This window comes from Chryseobacterium sp. 14P4.3.2 (assembly GCF_057799275.1).
Map to the genome: position 1 here is coordinate 214,069 of NZ_JBYOKO010000005.1, position 15,537 is coordinate 229,605.

Consider the following 15,537-nt stretch of genomic DNA (forward strand, 5'->3'; position numbering starts at 1 on the left):
CAGTATTTACGCATAAAAAAAGACCTCATCTCTGAGGTCTTTTTTTATCATTTCTATTTTTTTAATCATTTGGAATTCTCTTACTGTCATAAGGATCACTCCCCAGTCCAAGTACAGGAATAAAAATAAATCCAAAGAAAAGTATAAGGATGGTGTACAAAGGAGTTTCTTTTGCAAAACCTTTAGCAAGCCTGTCATAGACTACCCAACATGCATAAATATTAACCAAAGGGATGCAGAATAAAATAATCCACCATAGAGGCTTCTTTACAATATCCAGCAATACTATTGTATTATAGATTGGAATAAAAGCTGCCCAGGCATCTTCCCTCCCAGCTTTTTTGAAAATTTTATACATACAGTATCCATAGAATATATAGAATACCAATCCCATAAACATTGTTCCAATTCCTAATCCTGCAGCTGCTGCGCCGGAAACTGCATCTGCTCCTTCATAAGAAGCTGTTTGTAAAAGAGTTAACATATTATTAATTTTAGTTTATCCAAATATAAAAAAAGCTTCTAAATAATTAGAAGCTTTTTTACTATTTTTTAAAAACGATTATGCATCAATTTTTGCATATTTCGCATTTTTTTCGATAAACTCTCTTCTTGGTGGAACCTCATCTCCCATCAACATTGAGAAAACACTGTCTGCTTCCACTGCATTATCAATAGTCACTTGTTTCAAGATTCTATGTTCAGGGTTCAGGGTTGTTTCCCAAAGCTGCTCAGGGTTCATTTCTCCAAGACCTTTGTAACGTTGTACTTCTACACCTTTCCCATCCGGAGACATTTCCAGAGTAAATTCTTCACGTTCTTTTTCATTATAGGCATACACTTTTTTGTTACCTCTCTTTAGTAAATATAAAGGAGGTTGAGCGATATAAATATATCCATTCTCAATAAGTTCCTTCATATATCTGAAGAAGAAAGTAAGAATCAGTGTGGAAATGTGAGATCCGTCAATATCAGCATCGGTCATGATCACAACTTTATGGTATCTTAGCTTAACCATATTCAATGCTTTACTGTCTTCTTCTGTTCCTACAGAAACTCCAAGTGCGGTATAGATATTTCTGATCTCTTCGTTGTCATATACTTTGTGAAGCATAGACTTCTCAACATTCAAAATTTTACCTCTTAATGGAAGAATCGCCTGAAAGTGTCTGTCACGTCCCTGCTTTGCAGTACCTCCTGCGGAATCTCCCTCTACAAGGAATAGTTCAGATTCTGCCGGATCTTTAGATGAACAGTCAGATAATTTCCCAGGAAGACCAGAACCTCCCATTGGAGATTTTCTCTGAACCATTTCACGGGCTTTTTTAGCGGCCTGTCTAGCTTTTGCTGCTAAAACTACTTTCTGAACGATTAACTTTGCTTCACTAGGATTCTCTTCCAGGAAGTTAGTCAGCATTTCCCCAACAATTTTATCTACAGCTCCGGAAACTTCAGAGTTACCTAATTTCGTTTTTGTCTGTCCTTCAAACTGAGGTTCCATTACCTTTACAGAAATTACAGCGGTTAATCCTTCACGGAAGTCATCTCCTGTAATTTCTACTTTTTCTTTCTGTGGAATACCTAAATCATCAGCATATTTCTTAAGGGTTCTCGTCAAAGCACGTCTGAAACCTGCCAGGTGAGTTCCTCCTTCATGAGTATTGATATTATTTACATAAGAGTGAAGGTTCTCGTTGAAAGAAGTGTTGTAACGCATTGCTACTTCCACCGGGATATCATCTCTCTCTCCTTCCATGAAAATAACGTGCTCCATAATAGATTCACGGCTTCCATCAATATACCCAACAAATTCTTTTAATCCTCCTTCAGAGTGGAAAATTTCTGTTCTGAAAGAACCGTCTTCTAAAGTTTCTCTTTCGTCAGTAAGGGTAATTGTAATTCCTTTATTAAGGTATGAAAGTTCTCTCAGACGGTTTGCTAAAGTATCATAGTTATAGACTAACTCTGTAAAAATACTATCATCCGGCTGGAAAAACTGTTTCGTTCCTCTTTTTTCACTATGGCCAATTTCTTCAACTCCAGTCTGTGCTTTCCCTCTGGAATACACTTGCTGGTATACATTACCGTCTCTGTAAACTGTAGTGATCATTTCGTTGGAAAGTGCATTCACGCACGAAACCCCCACTCCGTGAAGACCTCCTGAAACCTTATAAGAATCTTTATCAAACTTACCTCCGGCTCCTATTTTGGTCATTACAACCTCAAGGGCTGATTTTTGTTCTTTTTCGTGAAAATCAACCGGAATCCCTCTACCATTATCGCTTACTTCAACTCCGTTTCCTTCTTTAATGCTTACGAAAATCGTATCACAGTATCCTGCCAACGCTTCGTCAATAGAGTTATCGACTACTTCATAAACCAAATGATGGAGACCTCTTGTCCCAACATCACCAATGTACATTGAAGGACGCATACGAACATGCTCCATTCCTTCCAATGCCTGAATACTACTAGCTGTATATTGTTTCTGACTCATATTAAATATTAAAAATCTTGCTATATGCAAAGACTTACAAATATCGTGATTTTTTTCGAGGTATGAAAGTTAAAAAGTGTCAAAAAAATGTAGAGTTAAAAAGAAAAACGAGCAGACTTTTTCTGCTCGTTTTTCTTTTTAACTCATATCTATAGATCTATGGATTATTCTTTTTAATTTTAAATATATTTTTCAATTTATAACCATAGCTGAATCTATTTTCTTTCTTGGTAAGATTTACCTGTACTTCCATCCTATCCGGATATAGAAAAAATTCAAAATAATTAATTTCATTTTTTTTCACCTCGATATTTTCAACTTGCTGTTTTCCTTTAAGCGTATTATAATATTCTCCTAAAAAATTAAAGTCTGAAGACATGCTGTCAATATGGGGCGTTACTTTAAATATAAGAACATAGGTTTTCCCATCAAAATCATAAGTTAAGTTCTGTTCAATTTTTTCGATAAAAAAAGAAACATCAGATTGGTCGTTCTTCTTTTTTGCATAAAAAAATTCATTAGGCAATACCAGTTTTATGTCTTTATTCATCATATTCAGATCTCCTCTTGGAAGAACATAATCATTGGTCATATTCTGCAGAGATAGGTTACCCAATGATCTAAAGAAACGGTCAATATTCTGTCTTGTTACATTTTCATCCTTATCTTCAATATAAGCTTTATAAAGAGCCAATGTACATTCGTCACCCAAAGTCTGGGCATTAATATCTTTACATAATCTGGTTAACAGCCCAGGTGCAAATTCATCAATCTTTTCTCCTACATTAATTTTGTTCGCCTTGTTAATATCCCTGATCAACTGAACATATTTTGAAATCTTACTGTTTGCTGGAGTATCCATCCTATTAAAAAAATGAGCAAGAACCTGTTCATTCGTCATGTTCCGACAAATAACCATGTACAGGAAATTGGTAACATTATTTCGGGGATTGTAAGTAGCAAAGTCTACTGTTCCAAAAGCCATTTTCCATGTATTGTTATTTCGGACCGTAACCGTGGAAATATTCTTTCCCATCAGCTTGCTGTTCATTTGTGGAACCAGCACAAATCCAGTATTCAGAAAATCATATTTTCTGTTTTCAAAAAAAATAAGTTCCAATGAATTAAAACTACTGTCTCTTCCACTGGAACGTTGAAGATTCTGGTAAAATACCTCACCCGCGATTCTGCGTCCTTCGTCTATAAAAAAGTTATATTCTGCCGGAAGATTGACTTGTTCTCCCTGGGGCATATAAATTCCCTTCAATCCGTTTCTATACTGAGTAAAAGAATACGAGTAAAATAGAAAAAAAATAATAAAAACGCCCTTATTTAAAAATTTCATGGTTGTTAATTTAATCAAAATTCCTGCAAAGATGATATTTTTTTTCGGGGTATAAAAGTGAAAAAAATGTAGAGCTTTTGTTTAGGAAAACATAAGGAGTAGGTAACCAATAAAAGATTCAAAATTAAAATGTATTGCTGAAATAACAACTGTTTTAAATCATACCCAACATCAATAATTTATGCGTAAATTTATTTACTGAAAAGTTGATATTATGGATGATTTTATAGCTGCCCGCGCCCAGATGGCGCTTTCTCTGGGCTTCCATATCATATTCTCCTGTGTGGGAATGGTGATGCCTTTTCTAATGGCTTTTGCCCATTGGAAATACTTAAAAACCAACAACGAAGTATATAAAGGACTTACAAAAGCCTGGAGCAAAGGGGTAGCCATTCTATTTGCAACAGGTGCTGTTTCCGGAACAATGCTTTCATTTGAATTGGGACTGCTATGGCCCGGTTTTATGAAACATGCCGGTCCTATATTCGGGATGCCGTTTTCCTTAGAAGGGACAGCCTTTTTCATTGAGGCAATTGCTATCGGATTCTTTTTATATGGATGGGAAAAATTTAATAAATGGTTCCACTGGTTTTGCGGCTTCCTGGTTGGAGTAAGCGGCCTGGCATCAGGAATTCTGGTGGTGGCTGCCAATTCCTGGATGAACTCACCTACCGGATTTGATTATATCAATGGACAATACCTTAATATAGACCCTATAAAAGCAATGCTCAATGATGCATGGTTTCCTCAGGCTCTTCATATGACTGTGGCAGCCTTCTGTGCGACCGGATTTGCAGTGGCCGGAGTTCATGCTTTTATGATTATGCGAAAAAGAAATGTTGAATTTCATACCAAAGCTTTTAGAATTGCCGTTGGATTTGCCCTTATCGGAGCATTTGGAGCCCCTTTAAGCGGTGATATTGCTGCCAAATCAGTAGCAGAAAGACAACCTATTAAGCTTGCCGCAATGGAGGCTCATTTCGAGACGGAAAAAGGGGCTGCATTTGTGATTGGCGGAATTCCTGATGAGGAAAAAGAGGAGATCAAATATGCCATTAAAATTCCAAAAGTATTAAGCTTTTTAGTGAGCAATGATTTTAATGCTGAAGTAAAGGGACTCAAGGACTTTCCAAAAGATGAATGGCCTCCTATTGCCGTTACCCATTATGCTTTTCAGATAATGATCTTCTTTGGAATGGTGATGATATTTATTGGCGTGGTTTACTTATATGCTTTCTTTTTCAAAAAAGAATGGCTTACTAAAAAATGGTTATTAAAAACATTCTTGATAGCAACTCCTTTTGGGTATATTGCACTGGAAGCCGGATGGACAGTTACTGAAGTGGGGAGACAACCATGGATTATCTACGGAATTATGAGAACAATAGATGCCGTGACTCCCATGCCGGGAATACAGTATTCATTCTACTTTTTTACGGCTATTTTCATCTCATTATCATTGATCCTGGTTTTCCTTTTAAAGAGACAGATTCAAATGGTTCCCAAACTTTACGACCCTACCGACGCTCAGTTTAACGATAAAAACAAAAAATCATGATTTACATTGTTATAGGCTTTCTCTGGCTTTCCATCTGTCTTTATATTATTCTGGGAGGCGCTGACTTTGGAGCAGGTATCGTGGAGCTTTTCACCAATAAAAAATCCCGTCATAAAACCCAGGAGATCATGTATGAATCTATCGCTCCTGTCTGGGAAGCGAACCATATGTGGCTGATTATTGCTATTGTAATCCTTTTTGTAGGGTTTCCTGAAATCTATACCACAATGTCTACCTATCTCCACATACCGCTGGTTCTGATGCTCGTAGGTATTATTGCCAGAGGAACAGCGTTTACATTCAGGCATTATGATGCTGTAAAAGACAACTGGCAGGTGCTGTATACTCATATTTTTTATTACGCAAGTCTTCTCACCCCTTTCTTCTTGGGGCTAATAGCTGCAGCTACTGTTTCACATTCTATTAATCCTGATGCTGTAGGGTTTGTGGATCTGTATATTTACAGCTGGCTGAATTGGTTTGGTGTTTCTGTAGGTTTATTTACGGTAGCACTTTGTGCTTATCTTGCTTCTATTTTTTCGTTAAGAGAAACAAAAGATAAAGCAGAACTGTTGCTGATGATCAGAAAGTCTAAACAAACCATGATATTTGTTGTTATTACTGGAATTCTTGTATTTGCTACTGCTTATATTTCTGATATTCCTCTTTTAAAGTGGGTATTTTCCAAGCCTTTGGGTATTATGGCTATTGCTTTTGCCACCATCGCCCTTTTATTGATTCTTAGAGCACTGAACCGTCAAAAACTGTTACCGGTAAGAGCCTTGGCAGGTTTTCAAATCGTAATGATATTGGTAGCAGCCACGTATCAGCACAATCCTAATATTATTTTATTAGGAAATGGACAGCATCTTTCCCTGTTGGAACATATGGCTCCTGAAAAGACTATTTCTGTTTTGGCGTGGGCTTTAATGTTGGGTTCATTATTTATCCTCCCATTCTTATTCTATCTGATGGCTTCCTTCAGTAAACTGAGAAAATAAATAGTACCCTATGCAGAGTTATAAGGATAAAACATAACTGATTGAAGAGATAAAGAACAGATATCTGTTGTATGATAAGGAATTTGATGATATCAAAGAAGCTGATAAAGATTTACTAAAAGCCGGAGTAGATAAAACACCATCACAGAATCTCTCTTATCAGCTCGGATGGACCCATTTGCTTCTGCAATGGGAATATGATGAAAAGAAAGAGATTGATGTGAAAACCCCGACTGCTGATTATAAATGGAATAATTTAAAAGGTTTATATGAATCTTTTTATAATCAATTTGGTGTTTTTACACTGGTACAGCAAAGAGCCCTACTGAAAAAGCAGATCAATGAAATTATAGAATGGATAGAATCTCTGGATCATGAAACATTGTTTTTACCGGAACAAAGAAAGTGGGCAACCACTCCTGCAAAATGGCCCATATGGAAATGGATACACATCAATACAGTAGCCCCGTTTAAAAATTTCAGAACGCAGCTGCGAAAATGGAACAAAAAAACCGGTACAGAATAATTCTGCACCGGTTTTTATTTTTAAATATTTCAATTGCGAATACACTTATAAAAAAGACGCATATATTATTTTCCAAAATAAAAAAGAGGTTGTCTCAAAAATGGAACAACCTCTTAGAATATCGTTAATCTGATGATATTATGCCAGTTTCATCAAAACATTTTCGTCAATCTTCTCTACTTTCACTAAGTTATTCTTAGTCAAAGTCTTAGAAGCTTTATCCCATTTTTTACCGGATAATTTACTTCTTTCTTTCACTTCAGATAAAGCCATTGCCTCTTCCTGCGAGTTGAGGATTTCAAGGATTACTTTCTCATCCTCTCCGAGCTCAATTTGCGGAACTGCTTTTTCAGGTCTCATCTGAGGGAAGAATAACACTTCCTGAATGGATGCATTGTTCGTTAAGAACATGATTAATCTGTCCATACCGATTCCTAGTCCTGAAGTTGGCGGCATACCATACTCAAGAGCTCTCAAGAAATCCTGATCGATGAACATTGCTTCATCATCTCCTCTTTCTGATAAAGCCATTTGAGATTCAAAACGTTCTCTCTGATCAATTGGATCATTAAGCTCTGAATAAGCATTTGCAATTTCTTTACCGCAAACCATTAATTCGAAACGTTCCGTAAGGCCCTCTTTGCTTCTGTGTTTTTTAGTCAATGGAGACATTTCAACCGGATAATCTGTAATGAAAGTTGGCTGAATGAAGTTTCCTTCACATTTTTCACCAAATATTTCATCAATTAATTTCCCTTTCCCCATTGTTTCATTCACCTCAATTCCGATAGACTTAGCGAAATCGTATAATTCCTTCTCAGTTTTTCCGGTGATATCAAAATCTGTGAATTTCAGGATCGCTTCTGTCATGGAAACTCTTGGATAAGGAGCTTTGAAATCAACCTGATGTTCTCCAAATGTAGCGGTTGTAGTACCATTTACCTGAATAGCACAAAACTCCAATAATTTCTCAGTGAAATCCATCATCCAGTTGTAATCCTTATAAGCTACATAAATTTCCATTGCAGTAAATTCCGGGTTGTGGGTTCTATCCATTCCTTCATTTCTGAAGTTTTTAGAGAACTCATATACTCCGTCAAAACCACCTACGATCAGTCTTTTCAGATATAGTTCATTGGCAATTCTTAAATATAATGGAATATCCAAAGCATTGTGGTGCGTGATAAACGGTTTTGCAGCAGCTCCTCCGGGGATCGACTGTAAGATAGGTGTCTCAACTTCAAAATATCCTGCATCATTGAAGAAAGTTCTCATGGCATTGAACAATTTTGTTCTCTTCACGAAAATTTCTTTCACCTGTGGATTTACTGTTAAATCTACATAACGTTGTCTGTATCTTAATTCCGGATCTGTGAATCCGTCGTGCACAACTCCATTTTCATCTGTTCTCGGCTGAGGCAGAGGGCGTAAAGCTTTTGTAAGAAGGGTAAAGTTTTTCACTAAAACGGTCTTCTCTCCTACCTGAGTGGTAAACAATTCTCCTTCGATACCGATAATATCTCCGATATCCAAAAGGTGTTTGTACACTTCGTTATATAATTCTTTATCGTCACCCGGACAGATCTCGTCTCTGTTGAAGTAAACCTGGATTTTTCCTTTAGAATCCTGCAATTCTGCGAAAGAAGCCTTCCCTTGAATTCTGCGGGACATCAATCTACCAGCGATCTTAACCTGTTTATTTTCAGAAAAGTCCTGTTTTATAGATTCTGTAGTATCTGTAATTGTATACTCATCCGCAGGGAACGCATTAATCCCCATTTCAGTAAGCTTATTCAGCTTTTCTCTTCTAATGATTTCTTGTTCTGATAATTGCATTTCTTATTTTTCTAAAAGCGTACAAATTTAGGCATTTTTGAGTTGACCATCAATGGCTTTTTTCAGAAATCTAAATTATTTCCGAAAAATTAAGTTCAGCAGATGATTCATAAGTGAGGAATGGATACGATTTCAGAAAACAGTAATAATTATCAAAGATAATAAGGTGTAAGCTAAAGCTGATAGATTTACTGATATATTGGTACGCATTAAAGCCTACTCTACTTTCAGATAAAACAAATAGGGATATTTAATAGCAATATCTAGTATCTATTATAATCCTAGCCCCGATAGCAACGGTTACCCCGCAACACCCTCTGGCGTTTGGCTTAGGCGTGAGGAGTATGAGTGAATAGCGGGATAAGCTGCTAAAAAGGAATAGAAATTATTACTTGGATACCCAACCCCTTCGGTTCTGTTGAGGGATAAACGTCCACACAAGTATTCTGCTTACTTTTTGCCCCTGCACCATATCAATAATTTTGAAATCAGCTTTTAGTTTCTTTATCAGCGCTGTTAGCTTGGGTAGGTTATCTTTTTTAGAAACCAGACAGGTAAACCAAAGAACCTGTGATGAGTATAGAGAACTTTCGTGGATCATTTTTGTAATAAATGCGATTTCACCACCATCACACCACAATTCTGACTGTTGTCCCCCAAAATTAAGGAGCGGTTGTCTGGATTTTGATTTTTTGAGATTCTTCGTTTTTCTGATATTTCCTTTTACGGCTGATTCTTCAGAATCATGAAAGGGAGGATTACACATGGAAAATGTAAACCGATCATCAGCACCCATTATATTTTTGAATAGGTGACCTGAGTCAGGCTGATATTTTAATTGGATAACCGGCTCTAAGTCTGGATTCTGATCTAAAATGTGCTGTGCATTTTTCAAAGAATCTTCATTAACATCAGTTCCTGTCATCTTCCATCCATAAGAACGGTGTGCGATCAAAGGATAAACAAGATTCGCCCCTACCCCAATATCTAAGCCTTTTACTGAAGACCCTGAAGGAATTTCACCAAAGGATTCTGCTAAAAGATCGGCAATATAATGTACGTAATCTGCCCTTCCCGGAATGGGAGGACAAAGGTTGGCATCAGGAATATCCCAATTTTTAATATTGTAGAAATGTAAGAGTAAGGCTTTGTTAAGCAGCTTAACAGCCTGAGGAATACTGAAATTAATGGTCCGCGTCTGATACGCATTCACAAAGACATAGTGTTTCAGTTCCGGCACACAAGAAATAAGCTGATCAAAATCATAGGGATTACGATGCAGATTTCTTGTGTGCAGACTGGATTTTTCAGCAGACATATTTTATTTCTTCTGGCTTAAAATATATTCTACCATTTTTTTAGCATCTTCTTTAGATACCTGTGGATGGGCAGCCATTGGGACACCTCCCCAAACTCCACTTCCGCCTTCTATAATCTTGGAAGCCAGCAGTTCTGTATCTTTTTCAGAATATTTGCCTGCTATTTCTTTGTAAGAAGGTCCTATCATTCTCTCATTCAGAGAGTGGCATCCGGAGCAGTCTAATGTTTCCATGATCTGGTCACCTGAAAGATTAGATTTTGCCGGCTCTGAAACGGTAGCATTTTCAGAGGATACCGCCACTTCTGCTGTATTTTCTTTTTTAGAACAGGAAAACATCAGAAAGCCCAATGTACCTGCCAAAAATATTTTTTTCATTATTTTTTTGCTGTAGAATCTGTTTTAGCAGCTTCAGGAGCAGGGGTAGCCGGAGTTGCAGCAGCTGGAGCAGCAGCAGGTTTAGCTGTAGAGTCTGCAACAGTAGCTGTTGTTGGCTCTTCAAGCATTGTGTTGCTGTCTTGTAAAGAGTGATCTACTTTTTTAGAACAGTTTACGACTAATAAACCTCCGATAAATGCAATTGCTAATACTTTTTTCATTGTTTTCTAATTTGGAAGCAAAAATATAAAAAATAAAGTTTTAAACTTATGACAAATGTTTTCTTTGAAAGAAATTTTAATAATCAGGCTAAATTGATTGTTATAAAAAAATTAATTCAAAATATAGGGAATTTTAAATAAGCTTATTACTTTTGTGTTACCAATCATCCAAACAAAAAAAATAGTATTCTTAATTAAAAACTTATGATCACAAAAAATTTATTAAAAATGGCCTTAATTGGTTCTTTTGTATCCCTCATTCTATCCTGCGAGGATTCATCAGATCCTCAAACATCCTCCTATTCTGATAAAGTAGAATCTGCAATATTACTGAAAACCACAAAATCATGGGACGGAAGTCTTTATGAAAGCTATCCCACCGGACAGCCAGAGATTTCAGTGCTTAAAATTGCTATTCCCCCCAATACGGCTTTGGACTGGCACAAGCACCCTGTTATCAACGCAGCTTATGTAGAAAAAGGTGAAATTCAGATCGAAAGAAAAGAAGATGGTAAAACACAATTGATAAAAAAAGGACAGGTGCTTCCCGAGATGGTTAATACGGCTCATAGAGGTAAAACGGGAGAGAAAGGAGCCACCCTGATTGTCTTCTATTGTGGATCTCCTGATATCCCACTATCAGAACCGATACACTGATTTATTTTTTAATGCTAAGTTCGCAAAGACATTAAATTCTTTCGTCAACTAAGCGATTAAAAAAACATCATATTAAAAGATAATAGTAAATTTAAAGATGATTTTACTTTCAAAAATTCTGTTTTTTACGAGTCATCATGGTTTTTATACTGTGATACTGCTCTTTTTATTCTTTGGATTACTCTCTTATGTAACCAAAAAAGTATTATTTCTGATTCCTGTCATTCCTTTGGCAATTTTGAATGGATTTTGCGGACAGTTTTTAAACGCCTGGTTTCTTAACACCTATGGTGTTGAAAGTACTGCTATTATCACCTCAGATATTGAAACCAACTCCACGTTGAACGAATCATATATTCATGATTATGAAGCTATTGTAAAGAAACAGGACGGAAAATACACGACGACCTTTTTTCCACTACAACTGCCTCTATTTATCCTATCAGAAATTCAATCAGAATCCCCAGTCAAAAGGATCTTCCCATAAAATATATTCCAGGGTATGAAAAAAACATTGTCATTCTTTATGATCAGTCCACAGAAGGAAAAATTTTATTAGAATATGAAAAACTAGCTCCCGTTAATTCCGCAAAAACCAAGTATGAGGCAGACAAAACGAATAAGGAATTCATTGAAGAATATATAGCCGCATTGGAAGAGTATGTAAAAGAATATGATAATGAAACTTACAAAGAAAAAATCAAAGAATTGAAACATGAGCTCAAACAGCTTAAATAACAAGCTCTTATATTAAGTTTTCTTTATTTTCTGATTTTTTTTATTCTTTGTATTAAAAAAATTTCTACTTTTGTAACATGTTTAACATGAGCAACAATATTTGGTGGTGGCTTTCAAACTCTTCGTCGGGTCTGGAAGTATTGTCATGTTGTTAACTGTACAGCAGAAATAATTAAAATAAACAATATATAGACTTTGACGGATTCCGTTGAAGTCTTTTTTTTATTCCTTAATCTTAAAAAATAAAACAGCAGATGTTTACTGATACAATCAAAATAAAAACCGTTTCAAAAAAAACACTGGGTGATCTTCATACTCCCATGAATATCTATCTTAAAATCCGAGATAAATTCCGTGACACAATTCTCCTGGAAAGCTCTGATTCAAAGAGTATTGACAACAACTTTTCCTTTATCGCCATCAATGCGATTGCCGGAATTGAAGTAAAAAGCCTTACTGAATTTGAAGTAAAAATGCCGCATTCTGCCCCGGTAAAGCAGTTTATTATAGAACGTGATATCATTGATATATTTGAAGAGTTCCGCAAAACCTTTGAATGTGAGAAGACCAATGATCCTATAGAACAAACTGCTCAAAGTCTTTTTGGCTATACCAGTTTTGAAGCTGTACAGTTCTTCGAAAATGTGGAATTTAAAACCCAAAGCCCGGAAGTGGAGATTCCTATATTGAGATATAGATTATATCAATATGTGATTGCCATCAATCATTTTAATGATGAAATGCATATTATTGAAAATCAGATTCACGGAATAAAATCTGAACTTCATCTGCTGGAAAACCTCATCAAAAATCAGAATACACCAGTCTACCCTTTTGAAAAAAATGGCCAGGAAACTTCAAATATTACCAGTGAAGAGTATATTGAACTTGTAAAAACAGCTCAGAAACACTGTATGCGTGGGGATGTATTTCAACTGGTGCTAAGCAGAAGGTTTGAGCAGAAATTCAAAGGAGACGAGTTTAATGTATACCGTGCGTTAAGGAACATCAACCCGTCACCTTATCTTTTTTATTTTGATTACGGAAGTTATAAACTATTCGGATCAAGTCCTGAGAGCCAATTGATTATCAAAGACAACAAAGCCACAATCCATCCGATTGCGGGAACAGCGAAAAGAACCGGAAATTTTGAAACCGACCTGGAGTCAATTGAAGCTTTAAAAGCTGATCCCAAAGAAAATGCAGAACATACTATGCTTGTAGACCTTGCAAGAAATGATCTTGGAAAGCTTGGAAAAAATGTAACGGTTACGAAACTTAAAGAAATACAGCTTTTCTCCCATGTCATCCATATGGTAAGTGAAGTAACAGCAGAACTGCCGGAAGAAATCAACCCTCTGGAAATGGTGTCTGCAACTTTCCCTCAGGGTACCTTAAGCGGAGCCCCTAAACATAAAGCTCTTCAATTAATTAACCAGTATGAAAAAGATTCCCGCGGATATTATGGAGGCTGCATAGGAATGATAGGGTTAAACGGAACTTGTAATCAAGCCATTATGATCAGAACTTTTTTAAGCAAGAACAATACCCTCTATTATCAGGCAGGAGCAGGCCTTGTTGCAAAATCTGTTCCTGAAAGTGAATTACAGGAAGTGAATAATAAATTGAATGCGCTGAAAAAAGCGGTAGAAAAAGCGGAGAAGTTAGTTGAGAATTGAAAATTTCAAACAGGAAACATACAATTTTACAAACCAACACCAACAAATAAAAAAATAAAAAATGGACAACACTATAAACACTCAGCCAGCACAGCCTAAAGTTCTCGTTTTTGATAATTATGACAGCTTTACCTATAATCTTGTTCAGATCATTGAAAGGATTCTGAATCAGAAAGTAGATGTGGTGAGAAATGATAAAATAACTCTGGAAGAAGTAGATCAGTATGACAAAATAATCTTATCTCCCGGCCCCGGAATTCCTGAAGAAGCAGGAATATTATTAGATTTAATCAAAAAATATGCACCTACAAAAAGTATTCTTGGAGTTTGCCTTGGACAGCAGGCTATTGCGGAAGCCTTTGGAGGCAGCCTTATCAACCTGTCAGAGATTTTTCATGGGGTAGCTACTACCACAGAGCTGGTAAAAGAAAATACAAAACTTTTCAGAGATCTAAGGTCAGGCCTTGAGGTGGGAAGATACCACAGCTGGGCCGTCAATACAGCAAATTTCCCTGAAGAACTCGAGATCACAGCCATAGATAAAGACGGAATGATTATGGCTTTACAGCATAAAACCTACGATGTACACGGCGTACAGTTTCATCCCGAAAGTATCTTGACCCCTGAAGGAGAAGTCATTATTAAAAACTTTCTTCTACAATGAAAACAACAGAAATCCCATCATCAATAAAAGTTCCCCAAATGAAAGAAATATTACAATACCTTTTCAACCATCATACTTTGTCAAAACCCGAAGCAAAAGCGATGATGATTGAAATTGCACAGAATAAATTCAATGCTGCAGAAGTAACCGCTTTTATCAGCGTTTTCCTGATGCGGAATATCACCCTGAAAGAGCTGGAAGGCTTTAGAGAAGCATTACTGCAGATGGCTGTTTCTGTTGATATTGATGCCCGGGATGCAATGGATATTGTAGGAACGGGAGGTGACGGAAAAAATACAATCAATATCTCTACATTGGCCAGCTTTGTGGTGGCCGGAGCAGGACAGAAGGTAACAAAACATGGCAATTACGGGGCTTCCACCACCACAGGTTCGTCCAACGTTCTGGAAGAGCTGGGCTATGAGTTCAAAAATAATTCTGATCAGCTTAATGAAGACCTTGAGAGGGCTAACATCTGCTTTTTGCACGCTCCTTACTTCCACCCTGCCTTACAATCGGTTGGAGTGTTGAGAAAATCACTGGGATTAAGAACGTTTTTCAATCTCTTAGGTCCATTGGTAAATCCTGTAAAACCTCAATTTTCCATGATAGGAGTTTACAATCTGGAAATTGCAAGAATCTATCAGTATCTCCTGCAAAAAGAGGATCCCGAATTTATTCTTGTACATGGTCTGGATGGTTATGATGAAATAAGTCTGACCCATGACAGTAAGGTAATTACCAAGAGCGGTGAGGAAATTTATTCTGCCGAAGATCTGGGTTTCAATCCGGTGACATTGGAAGATATTAAAGCAGGAAATAGCATCCAGGAAACTGCGAAAATATTTAGAAATATTCTTGAAGGCAATGGTACCGAACAGCAAAATTCTGTGGTTTTGGCCAACGCTTCTGTAGCACTTCACCACACCCAAAAATTCGGGACTTATGAAAACTGTCTTCTATTAGCTAAGGAAAGTCTGAAAAGCGGAAAAGCACTGAACAGTTTTGAACTTTTGATTAACTAAGAAAGTTGAAAACGAACAATGAGAAATTGAAAATTGAAAATTGAAAATGAAAATGGAAAACTTAGATAGCTTACGGGCTTTAGTAACTCTCAAT

15 protein-coding genes are annotated in these 15,537 nt (G+C 36.6%); 8 read left to right on the forward strand and 7 right to left on the reverse strand.

What is annotated here, in order from left to right; genetic code table 11:
* Positions 1-61: 61 nt before the first annotated feature.
* From AC27VX_RS10240 to AC27VX_RS10250, 3 genes are all read right to left on the reverse strand, one after another.
* A complete protein-coding gene (locus AC27VX_RS10240) occupies positions 62-484 on the reverse strand; it encodes a DUF5684 domain-containing protein (protein WP_236858439.1) in 423 nt (140 codons plus the stop codon).
* 78 nt (positions 485-562) lie between these two features.
* Positions 563-2,497, reverse strand: coding sequence for a DNA topoisomerase (ATP-hydrolyzing) subunit B (gene gyrB, locus AC27VX_RS10245; protein WP_236858438.1), 1,935 nt, complete (start codon positions 2,495-2,497; stop codon positions 563-565).
* Positions 2,498-2,654: 157 nt separating this feature from the next.
* The gene (locus AC27VX_RS10250) at positions 2,655-3,842 is read right to left on the reverse strand and encodes a hypothetical protein (RefSeq protein ID WP_488695422.1); all 1,188 of its coding nucleotides are present in this window, start codon (positions 3,840-3,842) and stop codon (positions 2,655-2,657) included.
* A gap of 214 nt (positions 3,843-4,056) precedes the next feature.
* Here AC27VX_RS10250 and AC27VX_RS10255 point away from each other — a divergent pair, with 214 nt between their 5' ends.
* From AC27VX_RS10255 to AC27VX_RS10265, 3 genes are read left to right on the forward strand one after another with little or no spacing between them, the layout of a single operon-like run.
* Positions 4,057-5,400, forward strand: coding sequence for a cytochrome ubiquinol oxidase subunit I (locus AC27VX_RS10255; RefSeq protein WP_236858436.1), 1,344 nt, complete (start codon positions 4,057-4,059; stop codon positions 5,398-5,400).
* Positions 5,397-6,401, forward strand: a complete 1,005-nt coding sequence (locus AC27VX_RS10260; RefSeq protein WP_236858435.1) for a cytochrome d ubiquinol oxidase subunit II — start codon at positions 5,397-5,399, stop codon at positions 6,399-6,401. The genes AC27VX_RS10255 and AC27VX_RS10260 overlap by 4 nt, the downstream gene beginning before the upstream one ends.
* Positions 6,402-6,450: 49 nt before the next feature.
* Positions 6,451-6,927 carry a ClbS/DfsB family four-helix bundle protein gene (locus AC27VX_RS10265; RefSeq protein WP_488695505.1) on the forward strand — a complete coding sequence of 159 codons (477 nt, stop codon included), beginning with the start codon at positions 6,451-6,453 and terminating at the stop codon, positions 6,925-6,927.
* Between the two features lie 138 nt (positions 6,928-7,065).
* Here the strand turns inward: AC27VX_RS10265 and lysS are convergent, their stop codons facing one another.
* The 4 genes from lysS to AC27VX_RS10285 all read right to left on the reverse strand — a co-directional run bounded on the left by lysS (position 7,066) and on the right by AC27VX_RS10285 (position 10,680).
* Entirely contained in the window at positions 7,066-8,763 is a 1,698-nt protein-coding gene (lysS, locus tag AC27VX_RS10270; protein ID WP_488695424.1) for a lysine--tRNA ligase, read from the reverse strand.
* A gap of 388 nt (positions 8,764-9,151) precedes the next feature.
* A complete protein-coding gene (gene rlmF / locus AC27VX_RS10275; RefSeq protein WP_236858432.1) occupies positions 9,152-10,081 on the reverse strand; it encodes a 23S rRNA (adenine(1618)-N(6))-methyltransferase RlmF in 930 nt (309 codons plus the stop codon).
* A gap of 3 nt (positions 10,082-10,084) precedes the next feature.
* Positions 10,085-10,459 (reverse strand): c-type cytochrome, encoded by a 375-nt coding sequence (locus tag AC27VX_RS10280; protein ID WP_488695426.1) that lies wholly within the window; start codon positions 10,457-10,459, stop codon positions 10,085-10,087.
* A complete protein-coding gene (locus AC27VX_RS10285; RefSeq protein ID WP_236858430.1) occupies positions 10,459-10,680 on the reverse strand; it encodes a hypothetical protein in 222 nt (73 codons plus the stop codon). The genes AC27VX_RS10280 and AC27VX_RS10285 overlap by 1 nt, the downstream gene beginning before the upstream one ends.
* Before the next feature lie 204 nt (positions 10,681-10,884).
* Here AC27VX_RS10285 and AC27VX_RS10290 point away from each other — a divergent pair, with 204 nt between their 5' ends.
* The 5 genes from AC27VX_RS10290 to trpD all read left to right on the forward strand — a co-directional run bounded on the left by AC27VX_RS10290 (position 10,885) and on the right by trpD (position 15,443).
* Positions 10,885-11,337: a cupin domain-containing protein gene (locus AC27VX_RS10290; protein ID WP_236858429.1), complete on the forward strand. Its 453-nt coding sequence runs from the start codon at positions 10,885-10,887 to the stop codon at positions 11,335-11,337.
* Between the two features lie 97 nt (positions 11,338-11,434).
* On the forward strand, positions 11,435-11,824 hold the full coding sequence (locus AC27VX_RS10295; protein ID WP_488695429.1) for a hypothetical protein: 390 nt from the start codon (positions 11,435-11,437) through the stop codon (positions 11,822-11,824).
* 505 nt (positions 11,825-12,329) lie between these two features.
* Positions 12,330-13,754, forward strand: a complete 1,425-nt coding sequence (locus AC27VX_RS10300; RefSeq protein WP_236858427.1) for an anthranilate synthase component I family protein — start codon at positions 12,330-12,332, stop codon at positions 13,752-13,754.
* A gap of 61 nt (positions 13,755-13,815) precedes the next feature.
* Positions 13,816-14,418, forward strand: a complete 603-nt coding sequence (locus tag AC27VX_RS10305) for an anthranilate synthase component II (RefSeq protein ID WP_488695431.1) — start codon at positions 13,816-13,818, stop codon at positions 14,416-14,418.
* Positions 14,419-14,456: 38 nt separating this feature from the next.
* The gene (gene trpD, locus AC27VX_RS10310) at positions 14,457-15,443 is read left to right on the forward strand and encodes an anthranilate phosphoribosyltransferase (protein ID WP_236859482.1); all 987 of its coding nucleotides are present in this window, start codon (positions 14,457-14,459) and stop codon (positions 15,441-15,443) included.
* The last annotated feature ends 94 nt before the right edge of the window (positions 15,444-15,537 follow it).

Coding starts and splice junctions, on each gene's coding strand:
- AC27VX_RS10240 (WP_236858439.1), bottom strand. CDS start 484: ATGTTAACTCTTTTACAAACAGCTTCTTATGAAGGAGCAGATGCAGTT.
- gyrB (WP_236858438.1), bottom strand. CDS start 2,497: ATGAGTCAGAAACAATATACAGCTAGTAGTATTCAGGCATTGGAAGGA.
- AC27VX_RS10250 (WP_488695422.1), bottom strand. CDS start 3,842: ATGAAATTTTTAAATAAGGGCGTTTTTATTATTTTTTTTCTATTTTAC.
- AC27VX_RS10255 (WP_236858436.1), top strand. CDS start 4,057: ATGGATGATTTTATAGCTGCCCGCGCCCAGATGGCGCTTTCTCTGGGC.
- AC27VX_RS10260 (WP_236858435.1), top strand. CDS start 5,397: ATGATTTACATTGTTATAGGCTTTCTCTGGCTTTCCATCTGTCTTTAT.
- lysS (WP_488695424.1), bottom strand. CDS start 8,763: ATGCAATTATCAGAACAAGAAATCATTAGAAGAGAAAAGCTGAATAAG.
- rlmF (WP_236858432.1), bottom strand. CDS start 10,081: ATGTCTGCTGAAAAATCCAGTCTGCACACAAGAAATCTGCATCGTAAT.
- AC27VX_RS10280 (WP_488695426.1), bottom strand. CDS start 10,459: ATGAAAAAAATATTTTTGGCAGGTACATTGGGCTTTCTGATGTTTTCC.
- AC27VX_RS10285 (WP_236858430.1), bottom strand. CDS start 10,680: ATGAAAAAAGTATTAGCAATTGCATTTATCGGAGGTTTATTAGTCGTA.
- AC27VX_RS10290 (WP_236858429.1), top strand. CDS start 10,885: ATGATCACAAAAAATTTATTAAAAATGGCCTTAATTGGTTCTTTTGTA.
- AC27VX_RS10295 (WP_488695429.1), top strand. CDS start 11,435: ATGATTTTACTTTCAAAAATTCTGTTTTTTACGAGTCATCATGGTTTT.
- AC27VX_RS10300 (WP_236858427.1), top strand. CDS start 12,330: ATGTTTACTGATACAATCAAAATAAAAACCGTTTCAAAAAAAACACTG.
- AC27VX_RS10305 (WP_488695431.1), top strand. CDS start 13,816: ATGGACAACACTATAAACACTCAGCCAGCACAGCCTAAAGTTCTCGTT.
- trpD (WP_236859482.1), top strand. CDS start 14,457: ATGAAAGAAATATTACAATACCTTTTCAACCATCATACTTTGTCAAAA.